We start from the raw sequence: 22119 nt of genomic DNA on the forward strand, positions 1-22119 counted from the left end.
CAGAGCGCGCCGTGTGGCGCGTACTCTCCCCTTGCCGTGGTGGACCGCATCGAGGCGGTCGATATTGCGAATCGCGATTCACGGAGTTGACGGGCGCGTGCCGACGAGAGACTCCGGAAGGTTTCGCATTCGCATGTCCATGATCACTACTGACCACGTCGTCGTGCCCGAGAACGCCGAGGGCGTCGCGGGTGCCGAGGGCGCGCCGGAGGCCGTCGAGGCCTCCGCGGCCCCCGCGGCCCCCGAGTCCCCCGAGGCTTCCGAGCCGACGTTCTCCGACCTCGGTCTGCCCGAGGGTGTCGTGCGCAAGCTCGCGCAGAACGGCGTGACCACCCCCTTCCCGATCCAGGCCGCGACCATCCCGGACGCGCTGGCGGGCAAGGACATCCTCGGCCGGGGCCGCACCGGTTCCGGCAAGACCCTCTCCTTCGGTCTGCCGGCCCTGGCCACGCTGTCCGGCGGCCGCACCGAGAAGCACAAGCCGCGCGCCGTCATCCTCACCCCGACCCGCGAGCTGGCCATGCAGGTCGCCGACGCGCTCCAGCCCTACGGCGACGTCCTCGGCCTGAAGATGAAGGTCGTCTGCGGCGGCACCTCGATGGGCAACCAGATCTACGCCCTCGAGCGCGGCGTCGACGTCCTGGTCGCCACCCCGGGCCGCCTGCGCGACATCATCAACCGCGGCGCCTGCTCCCTGGAGAACGTGCAGATCGCGGTCATCGACGAGGCCGACCAGATGTCCGACCTGGGCTTCCTGCCCGAGGTCACCGAGCTGCTCGACCAGGTCCCCGCGGGTGGTCAGCGCATGCTCTTCTCCGCCACCATGGAGAACGAGATCAAGACCCTCGTCGACCGGTACCTGAAGGACCCGGCGCTCCACGAGGTCGACGCCGCCCAGGGCGCGGTGACGACCATGTCGCACCACATCCTGGTCGTGAAGCCCAAGGACAAGGCGCCGGTCACCGCGGCCATCGCCTCCCGCAAGGGCCGCACCATCATCTTCGTCCGCACCCAGCTGGGCGCCGACCGCATCGCGGAGCAGCTGCGCGACGCCGGTGTGAAGTCGGACGCGCTGCACGGCGGCATGACCCAGGGCGCGCGCACCCGCACGCTGGCCGACTTCAAGGACGGCTACGTCAACGTCCTGGTCGCCACCGACGTCGCCGCCCGCGGCATCCACGTCGACGGCATCGACCTGGTCCTGAACGTGGACCCGGCCGGTGACCACAAGGACTACCTGCACCGCGCCGGCCGTACGGCCCGCGCCGGCCGCACCGGCACCGTCGTCTCCCTGTCCCTGCCGCACCAGCGCCGCCAGATCTTCCGGCTGATGGAGGACGCGGGCGTCGACGCCACGCGCCATATCGTCCAGGGCGGCGCGGCCTTCGACCCCGAGGTCGCCGAGATCACCGGCGCCCGGTCGATGACCGAGGTCCAGGCCGAGTCCGCGGGCAACGCGGCGCAGCAGGCCGAGCGCGAGGTCACCCAGCTCACCAAGGAGCTGGAGCGGGCCCAGCGCCGCGCCACCGAACTGCGCGGGGAGGCGGACCGCCTGGTCGCCAGGGCCGCGCGGGAACGGGGCGAGGACCCGGAGGCGGTGCTGGCCGAGGTGGCCGCCGCCGCGACCGAGACCGAGGTCTCGTTGCCCGAGCAGTCCGGCGCGCGGGACGTGGAGAAGACGGAGCGCACCGCCGGCAACGGCCGTGACCGCTTCGCCGACCGTGGTGGGCGTCCGTTCGAGCGTCGTGACGACCGTGGTGACCGTGGTGGGCGTTCGTTCGAGCGTCGTGACGACCGGGGCGGCTTCCGCCGTGACGACCGGAACGACCGTGGTGACCGTGGTGGCCGTTCCTTCGAGCGTCGTGACGACCGCGGTGACCGTGGTGGGCGTCCGTTCGAGCGCCGTGACGACCGTGGTGACCGTGGTGGGCGTTCGTTCGAGCGTCGTGACGACCGGGGCGGCTTCCGCCGTGACGACCGGAACGACCGCGGTGACCGTGGTGGCCGTTCCTTCGAGCGTCGTGACGACCGCGGTGACCGTGGTGGACGTCCCTTCGAGCGCCGCGACGACCGCGGTGAGCGCGGCGGGCACCGTGGCAGCGACCGTCCGTTCAACCGCGACCGCCAGGGCGACCGCCCCGGCTTCCGTTCCGGCGGCCACGACCGTCCGTACGGCCGCCGCGACGACCACCGCGGTTCGACCGTCGGCCGTCGTGACGACAAGCCGCGCTGGAAGCGCAACGGCTGACGCCTGAACAGCTGACGAGCGCCGTGGCCTCCGCCCTCAGGGGTGGGGGCCACGGCGCTCTGCCGTTCAGCCGCTCCGGACGATGTCGGCCACAGGGTGACGCATGTCACGCCCGCCGCGAGGGAATTGCTGGGGGCATGACAGATGACGCCATGGCGAGTGGGCTGTCGGACGAGGAACGGCTGGCCCAGCTCGGCTACACCCAGGTTCTGGCCCGCCGCATGTCGGCGTTCTCCAACTACGCGGTCTCCTTCACGATCATCTCGGTCCTGTCGGGCTGCCTGACCCTCTATCTCTTCGGCATGAACACGGGCGGCCCCGCCGTCATCACGTGGGGCTGGGTCGCCGTCGGCCTGATGACCCTCTTCGTCGGCCTGGCGATGGCCGAGATCTGCTCGGCGTACCCGACCTCGGCGGGCCTGTACTTCTGGGCGCACCGCCTGGCACCCCCGCGCACGGCGGCGGCCTGGGCCTGGTTCACGGGCTGGTTCAACGTACTGGGCCAGGTCGCGGTCACCGCCGGCATCGACTTCGGTGCCGCGTCCTTCCTGGGCGCCTACCTGAACCTCCAGTTCGACTTCGAGGTGACGCCGGGCCGCACGATCCTGCTCTTCGCCGCGATCCTGATCCTCCACGGCCTGCTGAACACCTTCGGCGTCCGCATCGTCGGCCTGCTGAACGGCATCAGCGTCTGGTGGCACGTCCTCGGCGTCGCGGTCATCGTCGGCGCGCTGACCTTCGCCCCCGACCACCACCGGCCGGCGTCCTTCGTCTTCGGCGAGTTCGTGAACAACACGGGCTGGGGGAGCGGCGTCTACGTGGTCCTCATCGGCCTCCTGATGGCCCAGTACACCTTCACCGGCTACGACGCCTCCGCCCACATGACCGAGGAGACGCACGACGCGTCCACGGCCGGTCCGAAGGGCATCGTCCGCTCCATCTGGACCTCCTGGATCGCCGGTTTCGTCCTCCTCCTGGGCTTCACCTTCGCCATCCAGTCCTACGAGGGCGCTCTGACGTCCCCGACCGGCGCCCCGCCCGCCCAGATCCTTCTCGACGCCCTCGGCGCGACGGCGGGCAAGCTCCTGCTCCTCGTCGTCATCGGGGCCCAGCTCTTCTGCGGGATGGCGTCGGTGACGGCCAACAGCCGCATGATCTACGCCTTCTCCCGCGACGGTGCGCTGCCCTGGTCCCATCTCTGGCACTCGGTGAACCCGCGCACCCGCACGCCGGTCGCGGCGGTCTGGCTGGCCGCACTGGCCGCGCTGGTCCTGGGCCTCCCGTACCTGATCAACGTCACGGCATACGCCGCGGTGACCTCGATCGCGGTCATCGGCCTCTACCTCGCCTACGTCATCCCGACCCTCCTGCGCGTCCGCAAGGGCGCCGCCTTCGAACGCGGGCCCTGGCACCTGGGCCGCTGGTCGCGGCCGGTGGGCGTGGTCGCGGTGACGTGGGTCGGCGTCATCACGGTCCTGTTCATGCTGCCCCAGGTCTCCCCGGTCACCTGGGAGACCTTCAACTACGCCCCCGTCGCCGTCCTGGTCGTCCTGGGCTTCGCCGCGACCTGGTGGCTGGCCTCGGCCCGGCACTGGTTCCTCAACCCCGACCACGAACGCACCCGCGCCCGCGCGGCCGCCCGCGCGAACACCCCCGAGCCGGTGGACCCGTAGCCCCGCCCCCCACTACCCTCCGACGCGGCCGTGCCCCCGATACCCGATCGGCGTCCCGGCCGAGGCGGGCTATGCTCGGTGTGGCAACATCACGCAACACACCGCCTGGGCCCTTAGCTCAATTGGCAGAGCAGTGGACTTTTAATCCATTGGTTGTGGGTTCGAGTCCCACAGGGCCTACCGAGGCCAGGACCGTTCTGTGGCTCTGACCAGCGGTTTCGTGGCCCCGACCAGTCGTCCTGGCCGGGGCCACGCCACGTGTGGAGTCCGTCTGCGTGAGCGGGTGTGCCAACAGGCAGCGTGGCTTGTTCAGCTGACGCGTCCTTTCTCAGGGTTCGCCGCCCCAGGCGTGGTCCCCTTTGCGGCATCGAAGGCGTTGGTGAGACCGCCGAGGCGGTCGGCAAGCTCCCGGAGCCGATCCGCGTGTGCCGTGAGGAACTCCGAGAGGCGGCGCAAATCGTCGGAACTGTGCGGATGCCAGTCGCCATCCGTCTCGACGTTCATGAAGGGGACGTGACCGGGTGGGTGCTCGGCGAAGGGGCGCTGTTCGAAGCACGCACGCAGAACCACCGGCGTGCCACGGCTCGTTGAGACTGTGAGTCCGTAGTCACGGCTCGCGTGCGTGATGTCGACGTGGTAGCCGCCGGGCTGATGCTCTGTTTCGCATCCGGTACACCAGTCGGGCTCCCAGACGGTGACGGGCCCATGGTCGCACGTGGGGACAGTCACTGTCCGGGACGAGTTGTCACGATCCATTTGGGTGAGGACTCCGGCTCAGTCTTCGTTCAGGAGTTCAGCCGCGGCCTTTGGATCCATGAGGGTCGACCAGGCTTGCTCGGCGGGAAGAAGGGGCGGCCGGCCGCCTGCCCGGCCTGGTCAGCGACCGGCGGCGCTTGACCGTCCGGCCCGCCAGCCCGAGCTCGGCCATCAGCTTCGCGACGGTGTTTACCGACACCCGCCAGCCCCGGCGCACCAGCTCGATGAACACCTTCGGCGAGCCGTAAGTACCTCCGGAGCAGCGGAAGATCTCCTCGATGTCCTCCGCCAGGTGCTGTCGGCGCTTCTCCCGCTCGGTGGGCGGGCGGTCGCGCCATTTGTAGTACCACGACTCCGATACCCCCAGAGCCCGGCAGGCGACGCGGTGCGGTATGCCCTCCTCGGTCTTGCAGCTGCTGATCACCCCGACCGCCACGGCCGGGTCCGCCTCAGCTACTTCACCCACAAGGCCACGAATCGCTTGCACACATCACGCTCCATCTCCAGCTCGCGGATGCGCTTGTCCTTCTCCCCGGCCTCGGCCCGCGGCCGCTCCAGCTCGGCCCGCTCACTCTCCCGCATCCGGCCACCAGAGGGCTCGGCAGCCGGCCGGTCCGACGACGGTGACCCGTTGCGCCGGGCCCGTGAGACCCAGCTGTGCAGCGTCCCGGGATGGATGCCCAGATCCTCGGCCACCTCCGGAATCGGCTTCCCGGTCTCCGTCACGATCCGCACCGCCCCCTCACGGAACTCGGCGTCGTAGATGCGCTTCCTGGATGCCATGACCCCCAACTATCCCTCCGGTCACGGTCTCCACAGTAGGAGGGGAGGTGCACACACCGTCCGAGCCCGCGCCGTGGTCCCGGGCGGACGCAAGGTCCCGATATGCGGCCAATCGGGCGCACGCCTGCCACTAGGATGCCGCTGGAGGTCAGGCGCGGCGCGTGCGCGGGCAGGCCCGGCCGGCCCACCGGATGGGGGCCGGTGTGCACCTGGTGTGCTGCGGCCCGAGGTCTCCGTCTGCACCCACGTCCCATTCCCCGAGGAGGCCCTCAGTGACGCCAGCCGCGCGGCCGTCCGCTCCCGAGCCCGGGCCGCCCCCGGTGCGCGAACGCTGGTTCCAGCCGAGGCGCAGTGGTCATGCGTGGGAACAGGAGGGGCTGGACCACGTCCGGCAGCGGATGCCGAAGGCCGAGCCCTACCGGGCGTGGGCGACGTTTCAGTTCACCGGTCCCTCCGGCCGGGTCAGCGAGTGCGACCTGCTGATCGCCGTGCCCGGCGGCGTGTACCTGTTGGAGCTGAAGGGCCACCCGGGCCGGGTGGTGAACCATGGGGACACCTGGCAGTTCCACGACGACCGGGTACGCACGATCAAGAACCCCCTGCACCTGACCGATCTCAAGGCCAAGGAGCTGAAGGACCAGCTGGCGCGCGCCGCACGCGCCATGAACGAGGATCCCCGGCGGGTCCCCTTCATCAAACCGGCCGTCTTTCTCCACGATCCCGACCTGGTGAGTGGCCTCGACGAGTTCCAGCGGACCGGTGTCTACGGACGCGACGGCGGCGGGAGCGGTCTGCCCGGGATCTGGGACGAGCTGCTGAGCCTGCCGCCCGAGCGCGAGAGCTGGCGCGTCACCCCGCAGACCAGTCGGCTGCTCGAAGAGCTGATGAAGCGCATCGGGGTCAGCCACTCGACGGCGCACCTGCGCTTCGGTGACGACTGGCGGCTGGAGCCCCGCGCGCTGGACGCGGGCCCCGGCTGGGAGGACCGGCTCGCGGAACGCGACGACGGCCTGGTCCGCGAGAGCGGCCGGGTGCGGATCTACCTGGCCGGAGAGGCTGCCTCGCAGCATCAGCGGGACCAGGTGGACCGGGCGGCTCGCCGCGAGTACCACGTGCTGCAGGGCATCAACCACCGCGGCATCGTGCAGGCGGTGCAGATCCAGGAGCATGCCAGCGGCCCGGCGATCCTGTTCCGGCACCGCAGGTCGGACCTGCGCCTCGACGCCTACCTGGACGCATACGGCGGTCGGCTCAGCCCGGAGGCCCGGACGGACCTGGTCCGGCAGCTCGCCGAGGCGGTGCGCTACGCCCACAACCGCTCGCTCTACCACCGTGCTCTGTCCGCCCGGTCGGTGTACGTGTCGGCGCGGGAGGACGGCAGCGAGCCGGTGCTGCGCATCGCGGACTGGCAGACCGCCGCCCGCGACTTCAAGACCACGATGCACCACACGCTCGGTGACACCCCGCTGGACGGCGACCTGATCGCGGACGTGGCGCAGGTGTACCTCGCCCCCGAGACCGATCAGGAGTTCGCCGACCCGGTGGACCTCGACGTGTTCGGGCTGGGCAGCCTCGCGTATCTGCTGCTCACCGGGCGCCCGCCGGCCGATCGGCGCAGCGCCCTGGTCGACCGGCTGCGGGAGGAGGGCGGCCTTCACCCGTACGCCGTCGCCGACGGGGTGTCCACCGCCCTGGACTCCCTGGTCTTCCGCGCCACAGCGGCCGACGTACAGGACCGGTTGACGTCGGCCGAGGAGTTCCTGCGGCTGCTGGACGCGGCCGAGGCCGACGCCGCGGCACCCGAGCCGGCCGGGGCGGCGGCCCCCGACCCCCTGACGGTGCAGCCGGGCCAGCCGCTCGACGCCACCTGGACGGTGGCCCGGGTGCTCGGCACCGGTGCGACGGCGCGCGCCCTTCTGGTGCGCCGCACGGAGGGCGAACCGGGCGGCGAAGCGGACTCTCCGAGGGTGTTCAAGGTCGCGCTCGACCACGAGAAGGACGCCCGGCTCACCGCGGAGGCCGCGGCCCTCAAGGAGGTCGGCGGCGGACGCATCGTGAAACTGCTGGCCGAGCCGCGTGAGCTCGGCGGGCGCATGATCCTGGAGATCGAGTACGCGGGTGGCTTCCGGCCGGCCGGCGACCGTGAGCCGGTGAGTCTCGGATCCAGGCTGCGCGGCGAGGGAGCCCTCGGCTACGACCAGCTGGAGCGCTTCGGCAACGACCTGTTCGAGGCCTTGGACAGCCTCTCCGCGCGCGGCGTGCGGCACCGGGACATCAAGCCGGACAACCTGGGTCTGTTCAAGCGCAGCGACGGCTCCTGGCAGCTGATGCTGTTCGACTTCTCGCTGGCCGACGCGCCCGACAAGGACCTGCACGCGGGTACGCGCGGTTACCTCGACCCGTTCCTGGGCGGCAGCAGGCGTGAACGCTACGACGACCACGCGGAGTGGTACGCCGCGGCGGTCACGCTGCACGAGATGGCCTCGGGCGAGCGCCCGGTGTGGGGCGACGGCCAGGGCAACCCGCTCACGGCCACCGACGCCGAACTGCATGTCGCCGGCGAGCTGTTCGACCAGGCGCTCCGCGACGGCCTGAGCGACTTCTTCCAGCGTGCCCTGCACCGTGACGTCGAGCAGCGCTACGACAGCCTGCGCGAGATGCAGGAGGCATGGCGGCGCCTGTTCCGTACGGCGGACAAGGCGCCTCCCGCCACCACCCCCGCCACGGTCGGGATGACCGTCGAGGACATCGAGGAAGCCCGAGACCGGGCCGCCGAGGCGGCCGAGCCGGGTACTCCGCTGGATGCCGCAGGACTGTCCCCGCGTGCCGTGTCCGTCGCCGCCGCCCTCGGCGCGTCCACCGTCGGGGCACTGCTCGACATCGCCCCGCACACCATCTCCCGCGCCCGCGGCGCGGGCAACGTGATCCGCAAGGAGCTCAATCGCCGCCACCGCCAGTGGACGCAGGTCCTGCGCAAGCGAGTCGTCCGGCCCGCTGCGGCCGTCCCGGCGGACGCGTCCGAGGACGCGCTGGAGTCCGTGGAGACGCTGGCGGCGCGGCTCACCCCGCCGGAGGGCAAGCGCCGTACGAAGCCCCGCCCCGACGTCGTACGGGCCATGCTCCAGCTGCCGGGCGCCGAACGGCTGGAACTGTGGCCCGCGCAGTCGGCCATCGCCCGTGCACTGGGCATCACCCAGACCACCGTTTCCCATCACCAGCAGGCGGCCGTCGAGCTGTGGTCGGCCCTCGGGTGGCTGCGCCGGGTACGGGACGAGATGGTGGCGATCCTGTCCGAACAAGGCAGGGTCATGACCGCCGAGGAACTTGCCGCGGACCTGCGCGCCCGGCACGGCGCGGGCGACGGCGATCCCGCCGACACGCTGGCACAGGCGCTGGCCGTGGTCCGGGCCGCGGCGGAGGTGGAGTACCGCAAGCGCGAGGAAACCACCGGCCCCGACGCCGAGCCGCCGGCCCGGCTGGCGGTCCTGCGGCGCGGTGGGCGGGTCCTGCTGGCCCTTGAGGACCAGCCGGGCACCGACGACCCCACCCCGGCCGAACTCGCGGACTACGCCGCGATGCTGGGTGAGGCGGCCGTCGCGGTAGCCCGCCGCGACCCCCTGCCGGGCCGGGCGACAGTACTGCGCGAACTGCGTGCGGTGCCCGCACCGGAGGGCATGACGGCCATCGCGGACACCCGGCTCGTCGACCTGGCGGCGGCCATGACGCCCGGCATCTCCGTCTCCCCGCGCCTGGAACTCTTCCCGCTGGACCTGGACCTGGTCCGTGCCCTGCGCATCTCCCAGGCCCCCGCGGGCGTGCGCGCCGACGCCGGCATAGGCGTCGCGGACCTGGTCGCCCGCATCCGCGCCCGTTTCCCCGGCCTGGAGGTCCTGGCCGACACCACGTACGTGGACCTGGAGGAGGCCCTCACCCAGACCGACTTCCCGCTCACCTACGACCACCAGCGCAAGCGGTTCATGCCGCGGGTCCGCGAGGCCGACAGCAGCCGTTACGAACCGTCGGTGTCCATGCTCACCAGCACCGGCACGCTCGTCGCCGCCGCGCAGAGCGAGCTGGCCCTGGGCAACGACCCGCGCCGGATCATGGCGGCGCGGTTGCAGGCGGCACGCCGGCGTGGCGGGTTCCTCGCCCTCACCGTCAAGGCCGCCGAGCTTCCAGGGGTCGCGGCGCGGCTGGCGGAGCGCTTCGAGGTCGTGCCGGTGTCGCTGGACGACCTGTTCCTCACGGCGCTGCGGGAGCTGGCCGCCGAGAACGGCGTCGAGTGGCAGGCACTGCTGCGCGCGGACGCCGCGTTCGCCACCTCGGGCACGATCGGCGCGGGCCTCGCCTCCTACGCCCGGGCAGCGACCGAGCGGGTCGCCGAGCGAGCCGTTTCCCTGGCGGAGCAGTCGGGCCCGCGTACGGTGCTCTTCGCCCACGAGGCCGCGCTCACCGCCCGCTACTGGGCCGCTGGAGGCCGGGACCTGCTCGTCGGGCTCCAGGACTTCGCCCGCCGTCCGGCCGACATCCCTCACGGGCTGTGGCTGCTGGTCCCCATGGAGGACCCGGACGCGTCGCCCGCGCTGGACGGGCGGACGGTGGATATCCCGGACCGCAGGAGCGAGTGGGAGCCGCTGAAGGGGCTGTTCCTCAAGGAGCTGAAGGCACGGGAGGCTGCCGCCGACCAGTCGGCGGGGCGGGGCTGACACGATGCCGAACGGCCGGCCCGTCGTCTCACGACGGGCCGGCCTCCCGCAGTGGAAAGCTCAGGACAGGCGGTGCCCCAGCTTTGCCGACTGCCGGTTGTGCCCCTTGGTGTCCCACCACTCCTCCAGCAGCGCACGCACCAGGTGCACGAGCTGCTGGAGTCGGGCGGGGTCCGGGGCTGCCGAGTCGAGGACGTCGGTGAAGGAGCTGTCCTCCCAGGGCAGACCGACGGTCCAGCGTTCGTCCGGTCGGCCCGGCTGCTCCACCGTGAGGTCGTACGTCAGCAGGGCGTGGCCTCCCGGACGCCGTTCGACCGACAGTCCGGTGATGCCGAACCGCACACTGTCGTCACCGGTGGTGTAGGAGCGGGCCAGTGCCCGCTCGGCCGGCGTCTGCGCAGGCATGCGTGTCCCTTCACATTCAGCCCGTGAACGTGGGCCGGCGTCCGTCTCGCGCCCAACCGGCGCTCAGCACTTGGCGGCCGAGGCGGCTGCCGCCGACTGGTTCACCTTGTACGCCGTCAGCAGGTCGTTGGTTCCGGCCGGGGTGCCGATGATCGTCCGGAACTTCTCGATTCGCGGGCAGGAGTTGGTGTAGGTGGAGTACCCGCCCCGGCCGTTGGCGCTTCCGGACCAGATGGCCGTGCTTATCTTCTTGTCCATGGTCGCGTTCCAGCCGTGGCGGGCCTTGATGTGCTTCCACCCCCACGTCTTGGTTCCGCAGCGCAGCGTGTAGAACTGCGGGCCACGGTAGTACTTGCGGACCACGTAGTTTCGGCTGTGACTCCTGCACGTGGCGTCGATGCTGTCGACGGCGACACCGACGGCCCGGCCGTCCGGGTCGGGCGCGGCGGACGCGGAGGTGGCCGGTACCAGCAGAGCCGAGGCGGCGACAGCGGTCACCAGTGCTGCACCGGCAGTGTTGAAAGCGAGGCGAGGCAAGCTTCCCCCCTTGTGACGACGGCCCCCGTGGTCAGCGGAGGCACTGTTGGTCGGCCCTTGGTCCAGGGCCGCGTACAGCCCAACATGATCCGTTCGGGGGGAACAAGAGAGGTTTCAAGCCGCTTTCGGCCCTTTGGCCGCAAAGCGCCGAAAGGAGCCCATTCTGCTCGCTGGAACCACCAACGTCTGTCAGCGCGGGCCTGGTTCGGTGGCAGCAGATCTCGGAGGGCAGGTGATGGCCGCCGATAGGATCCGAATGTGCCGGAGACCTTACAAGAGGATCATTTCGCCAAGGCGGCGAAGCGTCACTTCGACGACGCGGACTATGTCCACCGCGACAGCCGCCTGCCGACCGCCGACCACCTCTACGGTTTCGCGGCGGAGTGCGCCATCAAGAGTCTGCTGCTGCGCTTCACGGATGTGGAGATGGGTCCGTCCAACAAGCCGGAGATCGCGCACCCGGATCCGCCGGAGGACGATCACGACCGAACACTCCAGTTCGGCCACATCAACGAACTGGTCAAGGAAATCAAGCTGCTGGCCCACGGTCGCAGTGGGGCGCCACTGCACGCGGCGGTCGACACGGACCTGCGCGCGTTCAGGAGATGGCGCGTGAGCGCCCGTTACTCGGACGGGACCTACGCCCAGGCGGAGATGGTGCAACGCCGATGCGACGCCGCCCGCCGCATACTCGTCCTGCACGAACAGGCCCTGCTCAACGGAAGGCTCCCCTGATGTCCGCCGCGCACTCCGTCCGCTTCGACCGGGCCCGGGAGCGTGCCTTCGAAGCCGCCCGTGAGGTCGCCGGGCAGGGCTTCCCCGTGGTCCTGGTCCGCGACGTGCTCGGGCGCTTCTCGCTCGTCGTCGACGACTCCGGGAAGGACAAGGGCGCGGTACGCGGGCTGGTGGCGGGCTGGGAGACGGTTTTCTCCGACGGGCTGGGACGGTACCGGTCCGGCCAGCCCGTGCTGCTGGCCTCGGACATGTTCTCGGCGGACACCCTGCTGGGCTCGCCGCGTGCGGTGGCCGACCAGGACGGCCCGCACGGTCCGGGCTCCGTCCGCTTCATCGACAACACCGTCGTCGGCGAGGACTGGGCGATGGTCAGCACGCCGGACAACGGGGACGCCCGGGGCCGCCCGCACCGCACCGCGTTGTACGGGTTCAAGGGCGGCGTGGGCCGTACGACCGCGATGGCCGTACTGGCCCGGCACCTGGCCGACCGGGGCCACGCCGTGCTGGTCGTCGACCTCGACCTGGAATCCCCGGGAGCGGGCCCGCTCCTCATGGGCCGCGAACTGCCCCCGCACGGGCTGGTGGACCACCTGGTCGAGGACGCGGTCGGCAACGCCGACGGCCTGGAGCTCGTGGCCCGCACCCCCTACGCCCCGCCCCGAGCGGCGGACGGCCGGTACGGGGAGCTGTGGGTGGCTCCGGCTCGGGGCAGCGGCACGGGGGACGCGCGTTACTCGTACGTCGACAAACTGAACCGCGTCTACGCGGACACCGCTGACGCGTCCTTCGCGGAGCGGCTGGAGCGGGCGGTGTGCGCCTGCGAGGACACGATGGAACGGGACAGCGACACCGGCCGCCGCCCGGACGTCGTCCTTCTCGACAGCCGCGCCGGCATCCACGACGTCGCGGCCGTCGCCATCTCCCGGCTGAGCGATCTGGCCCTGCTGTTCGCCGGGAACAACGACCAGACGTGGATGGGCTACCAGGACCTGTTCACCGCCTGGCAGACCACGGGGCAGGCGGCGCGCATCCGGAGCAGGCTGCGCATGGTCGCCTCGATGGTGCCCGACTCCGTGCACCATTCGATGGAGACCTATCTGACGGCCTTCCGCAAGCGCGCCTTCGAGTGCTTCGACGAGGTCCTCTACGACACCGTCGAGGCGGTCGACGTGCATGCCGACGACGCGCTTGCCGACGCCGTGGCAGCCGCGCGGGACGACGTTTTCGCCCCACCGCTGACCGACGACCAGGCACCGCACTGGGCCATCCCCATCCTGTTCGAACCCGGCCTGGTCGGCATGGACGCGATCAACGCGCCGGGCTGGCAGGACCGCGCGTTCGTGCAGGCCGCGTACCGTGACTTCCTGGCCGCGGCCACTCCGCTGATCGAGCAGGAGTTGCGCGCCGGACGGGATCAGGAAGGGACGCGAGACAGGTGACGAACGAGGAGGCCCTCAGCGCCGGCGAGTACCGCGATCTCCTGACGGCGGCGCTGCGGGAGTCCGGACACGCCGACACCAGCCGCCCCACCGCGCACACCTTGTTCATGCCGGACTCCCACCGCACCGCGCTCTACGTCGACAACGTGGTGGTGCCGGGCGGACGGGGCGTGGGCAAGACCTTCTGGTATCACACGCTTCTGGACGAGCGACTGCGCGAGCTGGCCGCCAGTGAGTACCGCATCAACCGGCTCCGCCGTCTGAAGGTCCACCCGGGGCACGGACTGGACCTGCGGTCCGAGCTGTACCCGGGGCCGCCCGCCCTCCGTGGACTGGTCGAAGCGAAGGAGGACCCGTACTACATCTGGTACGCGGTGCTGCTGACGGCGCTCGGGCAGGAAGAGCTGCGGGACCTGCTGGAGTGGCGGGACAAGGCCGCCTGGGTGCGTGCCAATCCCGGCGCGGCACAGCGCACCCTGGAGCGGGCGGACGAGGAGGCCCACGCGGCGAAGATCGTCCACCTGCTGCTCTTCGACGCCCTCGAACACCTGCATCCGGAGCGCGCGCACGCGGACCGGCTGGTCGTGGGCATCCTGCGGCTCGCGTTGGAGATGCGGTTCGGTACGCACAACATCCGGCTCAAGGTCTTCATCCGCCCCGACATGTTCGAGTCCGCGCAGGCCGCCTTCGCCGACGCGTCGAAGCTGTCCGGTTACGCGGCGGCCCTGGAGTGGACGCAGACGGACCTGTACGGGTTGATGTTCCACTGCCTGGGCAACGAGGACGAGGACGCGCCCGAGCTGGCGCGCCGGTTCCGTGAGGTCACCGGAGGCTGGGAGACCGCGGTGGCCGGGACGCGGCACGATCCGCCGATGTTGCTGCGCAACGACGCCTTCGTCCAGGAGGCGCTCTTCGGCAAGATCGCCGACCCGTTCATGGGCGGCAACTACCGCAAGGGCAAGCCGTACACCTGGCTGCCGAACCACCTGATGGACGGCAAGGGGAAGACCAGTCCCCGCAGCTTCCTCCAGGCCCTGGCCACGGCCGCGGACGCGACGCGCTCGACGAACCCCGGGCACGGCCGTGCCCTGCACCACGAGGCGATCCGCGCGGGCGTGCAGGACGCGTCGAAGCGGCGGGTGAAGGAGGTCGGCGAGGACACGCCGTGGGTGAAGCTGGCGATAGAGCCGCTGGTCGGATGCCAGGTGCCCATTGAGGAGTCGATGGTCCTCAAGCTGTGGAAGGACGCGGGCCTGTCCGACGTGCTGGCCGAGGACGCGGCGCGTTACGTGCAGGCCGACAAGCCCGAGTATGTCCGCACCGGCCCACGCCACCCGGACGACCTGCCCCGGCTCGTCCGGGAGCTGATCGACCTGGGTGTGATGACGGAACCGCGCAGCGACGGCCGGCTGGACCTGCCCGACGTGTACCGGATCGCGTTCGGGCTGGGGCGCCGGGGCGGGGTTCCGAGGCCGAAGCACTGACCGGGGGCGTGGGTCGGCCGGTGCCGGGCCGTGAGTTGCCTGGGGGTGGCTTCCGCCGCGGGCCAGGGTTGCGTTGCGGGGAGCGGACCATGCAGTGTCATGTCCTGATGCGCGTCGCTCGTGCGCGGGTTGTGCGGCGCGGTAGCAGCGGCGCAGCCCGGAGGCTGGCCAGGCCGGAGAACGGGGACACGCGTGGGCAAGTCGGATCTGACGGTCGACATCACGCTGCTCAAGGCGACGGAAAAGCAGCTCCGCTCCATCCAGGGTGAGTTCGAGGGGATCGACGACTGGAAGAAGGAGCTGCGGGCCGTCGTCGGGGCGGAACGCATGGTCAAGGCGATGTCGACCTTCGTCGACAACTGGGACAGGCACCGCAAGGAGCTGGTCGAGGAGATCGGCAAGGTCGGCGGATGGGTCGGTTCGACCCGCAAGGCCTTCGAGGACCTCGACCTTGACCTGGCCAACCAGGTCACGCAGAAGAAGGCGAAGGAGAAGTAGCGATGGCCCGCCCTGTCGACTGGCAGCCGCTGGCGGACGGTGATCCGGTCCCCGGGTCCGTCAAGGACATCGAGGACGAAGTCGGCCACATGGAGAAGGTCGCCAAGAAGCTGCGCGACCAGGCCGACAAGCTCCACAAAATAGCCAAGAAAGAAGGCCTGAAGGGCAAGTACTCGGACAAACTGACCGAGGGTGCCGCGGCGCTGGGCAAGAAGCTGGACCAGACGGCGGAGCGCTACGAGGGTGTGAAGAAGCACCTGTCCGGCTGGGCCGAGGACCTGCGCAGTGTTCAGGCCGCCGCCGACGACGCGCTGGACCTGGCGAAGACGGACAAGGAGCAGGCCGAGAAGGACCTGAAGAAGGCGACCGACAGGTACCACAACCAGGCCGACCACTACGCGTCGTTGATCGAGAAGGCCATCGACGACGACCCGCTGACCGACAGTTGGTGGGACAACGTCAAGGACTGGATCGACAAGAACGCCGACTGGCTGAAGGTCGTCATCGAGGTCGCGAGCTACGTCGCCACGGCCCTCGCCATCGCGGCGATCTTCGTCTCCGGCATCGGGATCGGCATCGTCCTCGCCGCGGGCATCGCCGTACTCGTGGCGAGAGTGGTGATGGCCGCGGCCGGGCAGGGGTCCTGGGCCGATGTCGCGCTGGACGTGTTCGCACTGGCCACGATGGGGCTGGGGCGGGGTGCCGTCACCGGGCTGAAGGCCGGGCAGGCCGCGACCCGGGCGGCTGCGGCGGCGGGCGCGAAGAAGGCCGCCACGAGCACCGCGAAGAACGGCATGAGCAAGGCGTACGGCCAGGCCGGACGCACCCTCGCGAGCAAGAGCGCGTCCAAGGCGCAGAAGCGCGCGGCACGCGAGGCCATCGAGCAGGCGGACGCCCTCGCCGCCAAGGCGGGCACCGGTGCCGAGACGGTGGCTGCGAAGGCACCGCTGCCCAAGGTCGGCAAGACGGACATCATCAAGGCCGGCGGCGACAAGGACGCGGCCGTGGCGTACAAGGACATCATGAAGACACGGGCCGCCTACGCGGAGCACAGCGGTGTTCACGTGGCCAGCCAGGGCGCCGAGGAGTACCTGCGCCACAGTCAGCAGGTCTTCATCGCCGGACAGGGCATCGACCTGGGCGGCAAGGCCCTCGGTGCCAGCGACACGGTGACCGACAAGCCGTACTTCGAACCGTTCCAGGAGTACAAGAACATGTACACCGCCGAGGTCGGGTCCACCTGGTGAGCCGGCGCGAGCCGGGCGAGCGCTACTTCGAGCGCTTGCGGGAAGGCAGACGGGAGGTGCAGCGCGAGCGGGAGGCGGCCGAGCGCGCCTACTCCCGGGACGTCGCCGTCGCACGCGTGGTCTCGATGGTCCCGCCGCTCCTCTTCTGCGCCGCCATGGTCGCGGGTGCGGCCTCGGAGGACGTGGCGACGGCCGTGCTCCGGTACGTGCTGGGGCCCGCCGTCGTCGTCGCCACGGCCTTCCTGGTGCGGCTCGTGGTGAAGTACGCGCGCTCGCCCGAGCGGGACTCCTCGCTGCCCGTCGTGCTCTTCGGCGGCGCCCTGCTGAACTGCCTGACCGGCTTCGCGACGGGCTCCCTCGCCTACGTACTGTTTCCTCTGGCCGCGCCCCTCGCTCAGTGGGCGCTCCCGAGACTGCACACGCTGCGGAAAGGCAACCGTGACTGACCGCACGACCACCGCCCCGCACGGCTACCAGCTGATCCTGCCGCCGGAGTGGGTCCGCATACCGATGCGGTCCGGAACCGACGAGGCGATACGTTCCGTCGTCGACGACGCCTTCGCGGAGCTCCCGGCGGACGCCCCCCACGACAGGATCGGCCCGTACCGGCGCGAGATGGAGCGGCGGCTGACCGAGGCCGTGAAGGAGGCCCGCCGCGCCGAAGCCCTGGACCTCTACCTGCCCCTCGAACGGATGCACGGCATCGCCGTCCCCGCCTCGATCGTGGTCTCGGAGATGAAGTTCCCGGATCAGGTTGCCGTCGACCCCTCGGCCGTCGCGCACCGGCTCCTCGAAGCACCGGGCCGGGGGGGCGAGACGAGCGTCGTCGAACTCGACGGCGTGCGCGCGGTCCGTACGGAGCGGACGGTCGCCGCCGACGCCCCGGCCGGCGGCGAACTCGCCTCGCGCCGCGTCGACTACGTCGTACCCGTCCCCGAGGACCACGGCCGCTGGCTCGGCGTCGTCTTCTCCACCCTCGGCGCGGGCGATCCCGAGGACGCGATCGCCGACCTCTTCGTGGAACTCTTCGACGCGATGATGACCACCTTCCGATGGAGCCGCGCGTGAGCTGGCCGCATGTGGACTACGACACCGACCTGTGGATGAAACTCCCGGACGCGTGGGAGACGACACCCTGGAAGGGCCCCAAGCAGTGGGCCCGGCACATGTCCGAGGCGTGGTGGGGCGACAGCGACCTCGATCCGACCCGCAAGGACATCAAGGGCCTGGCCGCCACCCTGCAAGCCTGCGCCGAGCAGTTCCCGGGCAGCCACCCCGGCTTCGACGTCTACCTCCACCTGCCGGACCCGCGCCTGATGCCCCTGCCCGTGTACGTCGGCGCCTTCGAGGCGGACGGCGACCGGGAGGAGACCCTGCGGGCACTGGTCACCACCGAGGACCCGTACCTGGTGGAGAAGCCGGTGGTCGAGGACTTCACCACCGAGCCGCTCGGCACCGGCCTGCGTTCCCTGCGCTACACGCAGACGGAGGAGGACCGCACGATCGTCGCGGGCGTGCGCTACGCCTGGCGGGTGGAGGAGGCCGGCTGCGACGTGCTGGTCGTCGTCGCCGCTCCGGACCCGCGCCGGGTCCTCGGCGCCATGGACGACGTCGACGCCTTCGCCGGGCGGATCAGCGTGCCGGTGTAGCACGCGATACGGGGCACCCCTCGGGCTGCCACTCGCCTCCGTCCTGCCGTTCCCCGGGCCCGAACTGGCAGGATGGTCGGGCACGCCGTGTCCACACGGCGGGTCGGTCGGGATGGAGAGTGTTCACCGGTGTCGTCTGCGGAAGTCCAGGGTGCGGAGTCGCCCGCATCGTCCGAGGAGAGCGCGTCGCCGCGCCACGAGACGCTGCTGAAGGACCTGCAGAAGCAGGTCGCGTTGCTGGAGGCGGATCTCAGGGAGCGGGCGGCGGGTGAGGAGTTCGCGTCGTCGCTGGTCGCCGAGTACGAGCGCGCTGACGATGAGGGCCGTATCGGCGTCGGCTACGAGACCTGGCTTGAGGACCGACTCGTCCAGATCGCTGCCGCGTGGGTGCTGGCTTGTGTGTTCGTCCGCTTCAGCGAGGACAACGGGCTGATCCCGGACGCGTGGCTGTCGGGCCCGGGGGAGCGGTTGTCCGAGGCGCAGGACCGTCACGACGACTACTTCCGGGCGCATCCGGAGCACAACGACCGGGACTGGCTGTTCGAGGCGTTCAAGGCGCTGCGTGATTCCCACCCGACTGCGGCGGGACTGTTCGACGAGCGGTTCAATCCGTTGTGGGAGGTCACTCCGTCGTACGGGGCCGCGACCCGCCTGCTTTCCTTCTGGCGTGAGCGTGACGCGGAGGGGCAGGTTCGGCACGACTTCACCGACCCCGATCTGAACACCCGTTTCCTCGGTGACCTGTACCAGGACCTGTCGGAGCACGCCCGCAAAACGTACGCGCTGCTCCAGACGCCGGTCTTCGTCGAGGAGTTCATCCTCGACCTGACGCTGGAACCCGCCGTTGAGGAGTTCGGGCTCGACCCGCTGTGGAAGCACCGGCCTGACGGCTGGCGGGGAGAGATCGACGATGACGGGCAGGTACGGGGGCTGCGCTGCATCGACCCCGCATGCGGCTCCGGGCACTTCCTGCTCGGCTTGTTCGAGCGGATCTTCAACAAGTGGCGTGAGCTGGAGCCCGGTACGGACCGGTGGGTCCTCGTCCGGCGGGCGCTGGAGTCGGTTCACGGCGCCGACAAGAACCCGTTCGCCGCGTCGATCGCGCGGTTCCGGTTGCTTGTCGCCGCGTTGAAAGAGGGTGGCGTACGGGAGCTTCGACGGGCGCCGGCAATGCCTATCCGGGTGGCGGTGGGGGATTCGCTGCTGCATGGGCGGGAGGCGGGTCAGGAGGCCGACCCGACGTTCGATGACGCCGCGCGCGCTGAGGTCTTCACGTATCGGACGGAGGACGTCAAGGAGTACGTGCGGGAGGTGGACCTCCTGGGGCGCGGGTCGTATCACGTGGTGGTGGCCAATCCGCCGTACATCACCGTCAAGGACAAGCGGGAGAACCAGAATTACCGGGACGTGTATTGGGCGTGCTCGGGCAAGTACGCGTTGTCGGTTCCGTTCGCTCAGCGAATTTTCGAGCTTGCGCTGCGGGCGGGGGGCAGCCATCAGGACGGTGGCTTCACGGGGCAGATCACGGCGAACTCGTTCATGAAGAGGGAGTTCGGCAAGGTTCTGATCGAGTCGTTCTTTCACGGAGGGCCTTATAAGGACCCGAAGAGTAAGCGGAAGCGGGACTTCGGGGGTGTGGACCTGACGCACATCATTGATACGTCTGGGGCGTACATTCCGGGGCATGGTACGCCGACGGTGATTCTGGTGGGGCGGAACCAGGTGGCTCGGCAGGCGAAGCCGATTCGGGCTGTGTTGGGCGTGCGGGGGGAGGCAAGTGTTCCGCAAGAGGGAGCCCTTGGGCCGGTTTGGGTAGCGATCACTCGGCAGGTAGGGCAGCCAGGGAGTGAGTCGGAATGGGTGAGTGTTGAGAACGCGCTGAGGGATCGGTTTGCAGAGCATCCGTGGTCGCTGAGTGGGGGTGGTGCGGGTGCTCTCCTTGAGCAGATCGAGGCGGCTGCTCAAGTCAGCCTCGGATCACAAGCAGAATCGCTCGGTATCACCTGTTTCACTTTGGAAGACGACCTTTACCTGCTCCCCGACCATGCAGCACGGAGGGCGGGAATCGGTGCTCAGTGGACTCGCCCGATGGTGACTGGTGACTTGTTGCGTGATTGGTCGGGGAGAGACTTTGAAAGCGCTCTGTTTCCGTATACTGAAGACTATAAGCCGATCGATGTTGAGTTCGTTGAACCTCTCCACCGATTTATGTGGCCGAGTCGGACGACGATCGCTAATAATGTCCTCTTCGGCCGGAAAACCAAGCTGGAGGGCGGTCTCAAATGGTCGGAGTATGGGCGGCTGACCTCAAGCAAGCTACGAACCAAGCTGTCGATTACATACGGTGAGGTTGCTACGCATAACCACTTCGTGCTGGATCGAGGGGGGAAGGTATTCAAGCAGACTGCCCCCGTGATCAAATTCCCTGAAGGGGTGGATGAAGAGCAGCATCTACGGATAATGGCACTGTTGAACTCATCAACGGCGTGCTTCTGGATGAAGCAGGTCAGTCATGACAAAGGTATTCGCGGGGAAGGCGGAGGGTTTACGAGTAGTGAATGGGAGCGATTTTACCAGTTCGGTTCCTCCAAGCTTGATAGCTTTCCCGTTCCCGTAACGGCCCCTCTTGCCTTGTCCCGTGAACTTGACGCCCTCGCTCAGAGGCTGGCTCAGTATGAGCCTTCCGCCGTAGCTGTCTCTGCCTCCGACACTCCCACCCGTGCTGCCCTCGATGACTCCGCTGAGGCACAGGATCGTATCCGTTCGCGGATGATCCTGCTGCAGGAGGAGCTGGACTGGGCTGTCTACGGGGCTTACGGGCTGCTCGCCCGCAAAGAGGTTGCGATGGCCACGCTCCCCGGTAATCCAGCCGAGTTGAGCGATGAGGACGTGCCGCAACTTAAACTCGGGCAGAGAGCCTTCGAGATCGTGCTGAAGCGAAAGGTTGATGCTGACGAGCTCGACAGCGCTTGGTTCGAGCGACACAGGTCACAGAGTGCGGCCATCACCGATACCCCTGCGGAATGGCCAGGCGCGTATCAGAAGGTCGTGCAGTCTCGGCTCGAACTCATCGCCTCCAATAGCCACATCCGGCTCCTGGAACGTCCCGAGTACAAGCGCCGCTGGTCCACCGAACCGTGGGACAAGCGGGAAGCCGCAGCGCTCCGGGCCTGGTTGTTGGATGCCGCCGAGCGGAAAGAATTGTGGTTCGGGGAGCGCGGTGAGTACACCGCGCCCCGCACGCTCACCGTCTACCAGCTCGCCGACGCCCTGCGTCACGACGAGGACGTGCAGTCCGTCGCCGCGCTCTACGCGGCCGACCACCTCAAGAAGCCCGAGGCGTCCCTCGCCACCGTGCTACAAGCCGTCATCGAGAACGAGCACGTTCCCTACCTCGCCGCCCTCCGCTACAAGGAGTCCGGCCTACGCAAGAGAGCCCAGTGGGAGCGGGTCTGGGAGCAGCAGCGCGAGGAGGACCGCACCGGCGAGCGGCTCGACATCAAGGTGCCGCCGAAGTACAGCGGTGCCGATTTCCTCCGGCACTCCTACTGGTCCCATCGCGGCAAGCTCGACGTGCCGAAGGAGCGGTTCATCTCCTACCCCGGTGCCTCCACCGACAGTGACCCCTCCCTGCTGCTGGGCTGGGCCGGCTGGAACCACCGGGATCAAGCCGAAGGGCTCGTCAACCTCATCAGCGACCGTGCCGAGGAGGACGGCTGGAAGCGGGAGGATCCGAGGTTCGTGCCGCTGCTGGCGGGACTGTTGGAGATCATGCCCTGGGTTCATCAGTGGTACGACGAGTACGACGAGGAGTGGGGCGACAGCCCCGCTCGCGAGTTCCAGACCGCGCTGAACAAGGGCTGCGCCGACCGACACCTTTCGGAGTCCGACCTTCGCGACTGGCGTCCTGAAAAGGGACGGGGCGGGCGCAAGAAGGCTGCCCAGTAGCGATACGACGA

General features: G+C 69.6%; 17 protein-coding genes and 1 tRNA gene. 13 read left to right on the forward strand and 5 right to left on the reverse strand.

Features of this window, described 5'->3' with window-relative positions:
* The first annotated feature begins 133 nt into the window (after positions 1–133).
* The 3 genes from ACGFYH_RS29190 (at position 134) to ACGFYH_RS29200 (ending at position 4101) form a co-directional block, all read left to right on the forward strand.
* Positions 134–2248, forward strand: coding sequence for a DEAD/DEAH box helicase (locus ACGFYH_RS29190; protein WP_393806160.1), 2115 nt, complete (start codon positions 134–136; stop codon positions 2246–2248).
* Between the two features lie 137 nt (positions 2249–2385).
* The gene (locus tag ACGFYH_RS29195; protein WP_393806161.1) at positions 2386–3921 is read left to right on the forward strand and encodes an amino acid permease; all 1536 of its coding nucleotides are present in this window, start codon (positions 2386–2388) and stop codon (positions 3919–3921) included.
* Positions 3922–4028: 107 nt separating this feature from the next.
* Positions 4029–4101: transfer RNA gene (locus ACGFYH_RS29200), tRNA-Lys, on the forward strand.
* A 129-nt stretch (positions 4102–4230) separates the two neighbouring features.
* Here ACGFYH_RS29200 and ACGFYH_RS29205 read toward each other — a convergent pair.
* The 3 genes from ACGFYH_RS29205 to ACGFYH_RS29215 are packed head-to-tail and all read right to left on the reverse strand — an operon-like array spanning position 4231 to position 5460.
* Entirely contained in the window at positions 4231–4677 is a 447-nt protein-coding gene (locus ACGFYH_RS29205; RefSeq protein WP_393806162.1) for a DUF6907 domain-containing protein, read from the reverse strand.
* 37 nt (positions 4678–4714) lie between these two features.
* On the reverse strand, positions 4715–5143 hold the full coding sequence (locus tag ACGFYH_RS29210) for an IS3 family transposase (RefSeq protein ID WP_393806163.1): 429 nt from the start codon (positions 5141–5143) through the stop codon (positions 4715–4717).
* Positions 5131–5460 carry a transposase gene (locus ACGFYH_RS29215; protein WP_393806164.1) on the reverse strand — a complete coding sequence of 110 codons (330 nt, stop codon included), beginning with the start codon at positions 5458–5460 and terminating at the stop codon, positions 5131–5133. The genes ACGFYH_RS29210 and ACGFYH_RS29215 overlap by 13 nt, the downstream gene beginning before the upstream one ends.
* 272 nt (positions 5461–5732) lie before the next feature.
* On the opposite strand from ACGFYH_RS29215, the gene pglW reads away from it, so the two are divergent.
* Positions 5733–10166: a BREX system serine/threonine kinase PglW gene (pglW, locus tag ACGFYH_RS29220; RefSeq protein ID WP_393806165.1), complete on the forward strand. Its 4434-nt coding sequence runs from the start codon at positions 5733–5735 to the stop codon at positions 10164–10166.
* A 60-nt stretch (positions 10167–10226) separates the two neighbouring features.
* Here the strand turns inward: pglW and ACGFYH_RS29225 are convergent, their stop codons facing one another.
* Both ACGFYH_RS29225 and ACGFYH_RS29230 read right to left on the reverse strand, forming a co-directional pair.
* Positions 10227–10571, reverse strand: coding sequence for a hypothetical protein (locus ACGFYH_RS29225; RefSeq protein WP_393806166.1), 345 nt, complete (start codon positions 10569–10571; stop codon positions 10227–10229).
* 63 nt (positions 10572–10634) lie between these two features.
* The gene (locus ACGFYH_RS29230) at positions 10635–11069 is read right to left on the reverse strand and encodes a hypothetical protein (RefSeq protein WP_393806167.1); all 435 of its coding nucleotides are present in this window, start codon (positions 11067–11069) and stop codon (positions 10635–10637) included.
* Positions 11070–11366: 297 nt separating this feature from the next.
* Here ACGFYH_RS29230 and ACGFYH_RS29235 point away from each other — a divergent pair, with 297 nt between their 5' ends.
* The 9 genes from ACGFYH_RS29235 (at position 11367) to pglX (ending at position 22108) form a co-directional block, all read left to right on the forward strand.
* Positions 11367–11843: a hypothetical protein gene (locus ACGFYH_RS29235; protein WP_393806168.1), complete on the forward strand. Its 477-nt coding sequence runs from the start codon at positions 11367–11369 to the stop codon at positions 11841–11843.
* A complete protein-coding gene (locus ACGFYH_RS29240; RefSeq protein ID WP_393806169.1) occupies positions 11843–13282 on the forward strand; it encodes a KGGVGR-motif variant AAA ATPase in 1440 nt (479 codons plus the stop codon). The genes ACGFYH_RS29235 and ACGFYH_RS29240 overlap by 1 nt, the downstream gene beginning before the upstream one ends.
* Positions 13279–14766 (forward strand): hypothetical protein, encoded by a 1488-nt coding sequence (locus tag ACGFYH_RS29245; protein WP_393806170.1) that lies wholly within the window; start codon positions 13279–13281, stop codon positions 14764–14766. The genes ACGFYH_RS29240 and ACGFYH_RS29245 overlap by 4 nt, the downstream gene beginning before the upstream one ends.
* A gap of 192 nt (positions 14767–14958) precedes the next feature.
* Positions 14959–15264 carry a hypothetical protein gene (locus ACGFYH_RS29250; protein WP_393806171.1) on the forward strand — a complete coding sequence of 102 codons (306 nt, stop codon included), beginning with the start codon at positions 14959–14961 and terminating at the stop codon, positions 15262–15264.
* Positions 15265–15266: 2 nt separating this feature from the next.
* Positions 15267–16511 carry a hypothetical protein gene (locus tag ACGFYH_RS29255; RefSeq protein WP_393806172.1) on the forward strand — a complete coding sequence of 415 codons (1245 nt, stop codon included), beginning with the start codon at positions 15267–15269 and terminating at the stop codon, positions 16509–16511.
* Entirely contained in the window at positions 16508–16957 is a 450-nt protein-coding gene (locus ACGFYH_RS29260) for a hypothetical protein (RefSeq protein ID WP_393806173.1), read from the forward strand. The genes ACGFYH_RS29255 and ACGFYH_RS29260 overlap by 4 nt, the downstream gene beginning before the upstream one ends.
* Positions 16950–17579 (forward strand): hypothetical protein, encoded by a 630-nt coding sequence (locus ACGFYH_RS29265; RefSeq protein WP_043382139.1) that lies wholly within the window; start codon positions 16950–16952, stop codon positions 17577–17579. The genes ACGFYH_RS29260 and ACGFYH_RS29265 overlap by 8 nt, the downstream gene beginning before the upstream one ends.
* Positions 17576–18160 carry a hypothetical protein gene (locus ACGFYH_RS29270; RefSeq protein WP_393806174.1) on the forward strand — a complete coding sequence of 195 codons (585 nt, stop codon included), beginning with the start codon at positions 17576–17578 and terminating at the stop codon, positions 18158–18160. The genes ACGFYH_RS29265 and ACGFYH_RS29270 overlap by 4 nt, the downstream gene beginning before the upstream one ends.
* A gap of 129 nt (positions 18161–18289) precedes the next feature.
* The gene (pglX, locus tag ACGFYH_RS29275; RefSeq protein WP_393806175.1) at positions 18290–22108 is read left to right on the forward strand and encodes a BREX-2 system adenine-specific DNA-methyltransferase PglX; all 3819 of its coding nucleotides are present in this window, start codon (positions 18290–18292) and stop codon (positions 22106–22108) included.
* The last annotated feature ends 11 nt before the right edge of the window (positions 22109–22119 follow it).

The organism is Streptomyces sp. NPDC048392 (assembly GCF_043200575.1).
Lineage (GTDB): Bacteria > Actinomycetota > Actinomycetes > Streptomycetales > Streptomycetaceae > Streptomyces.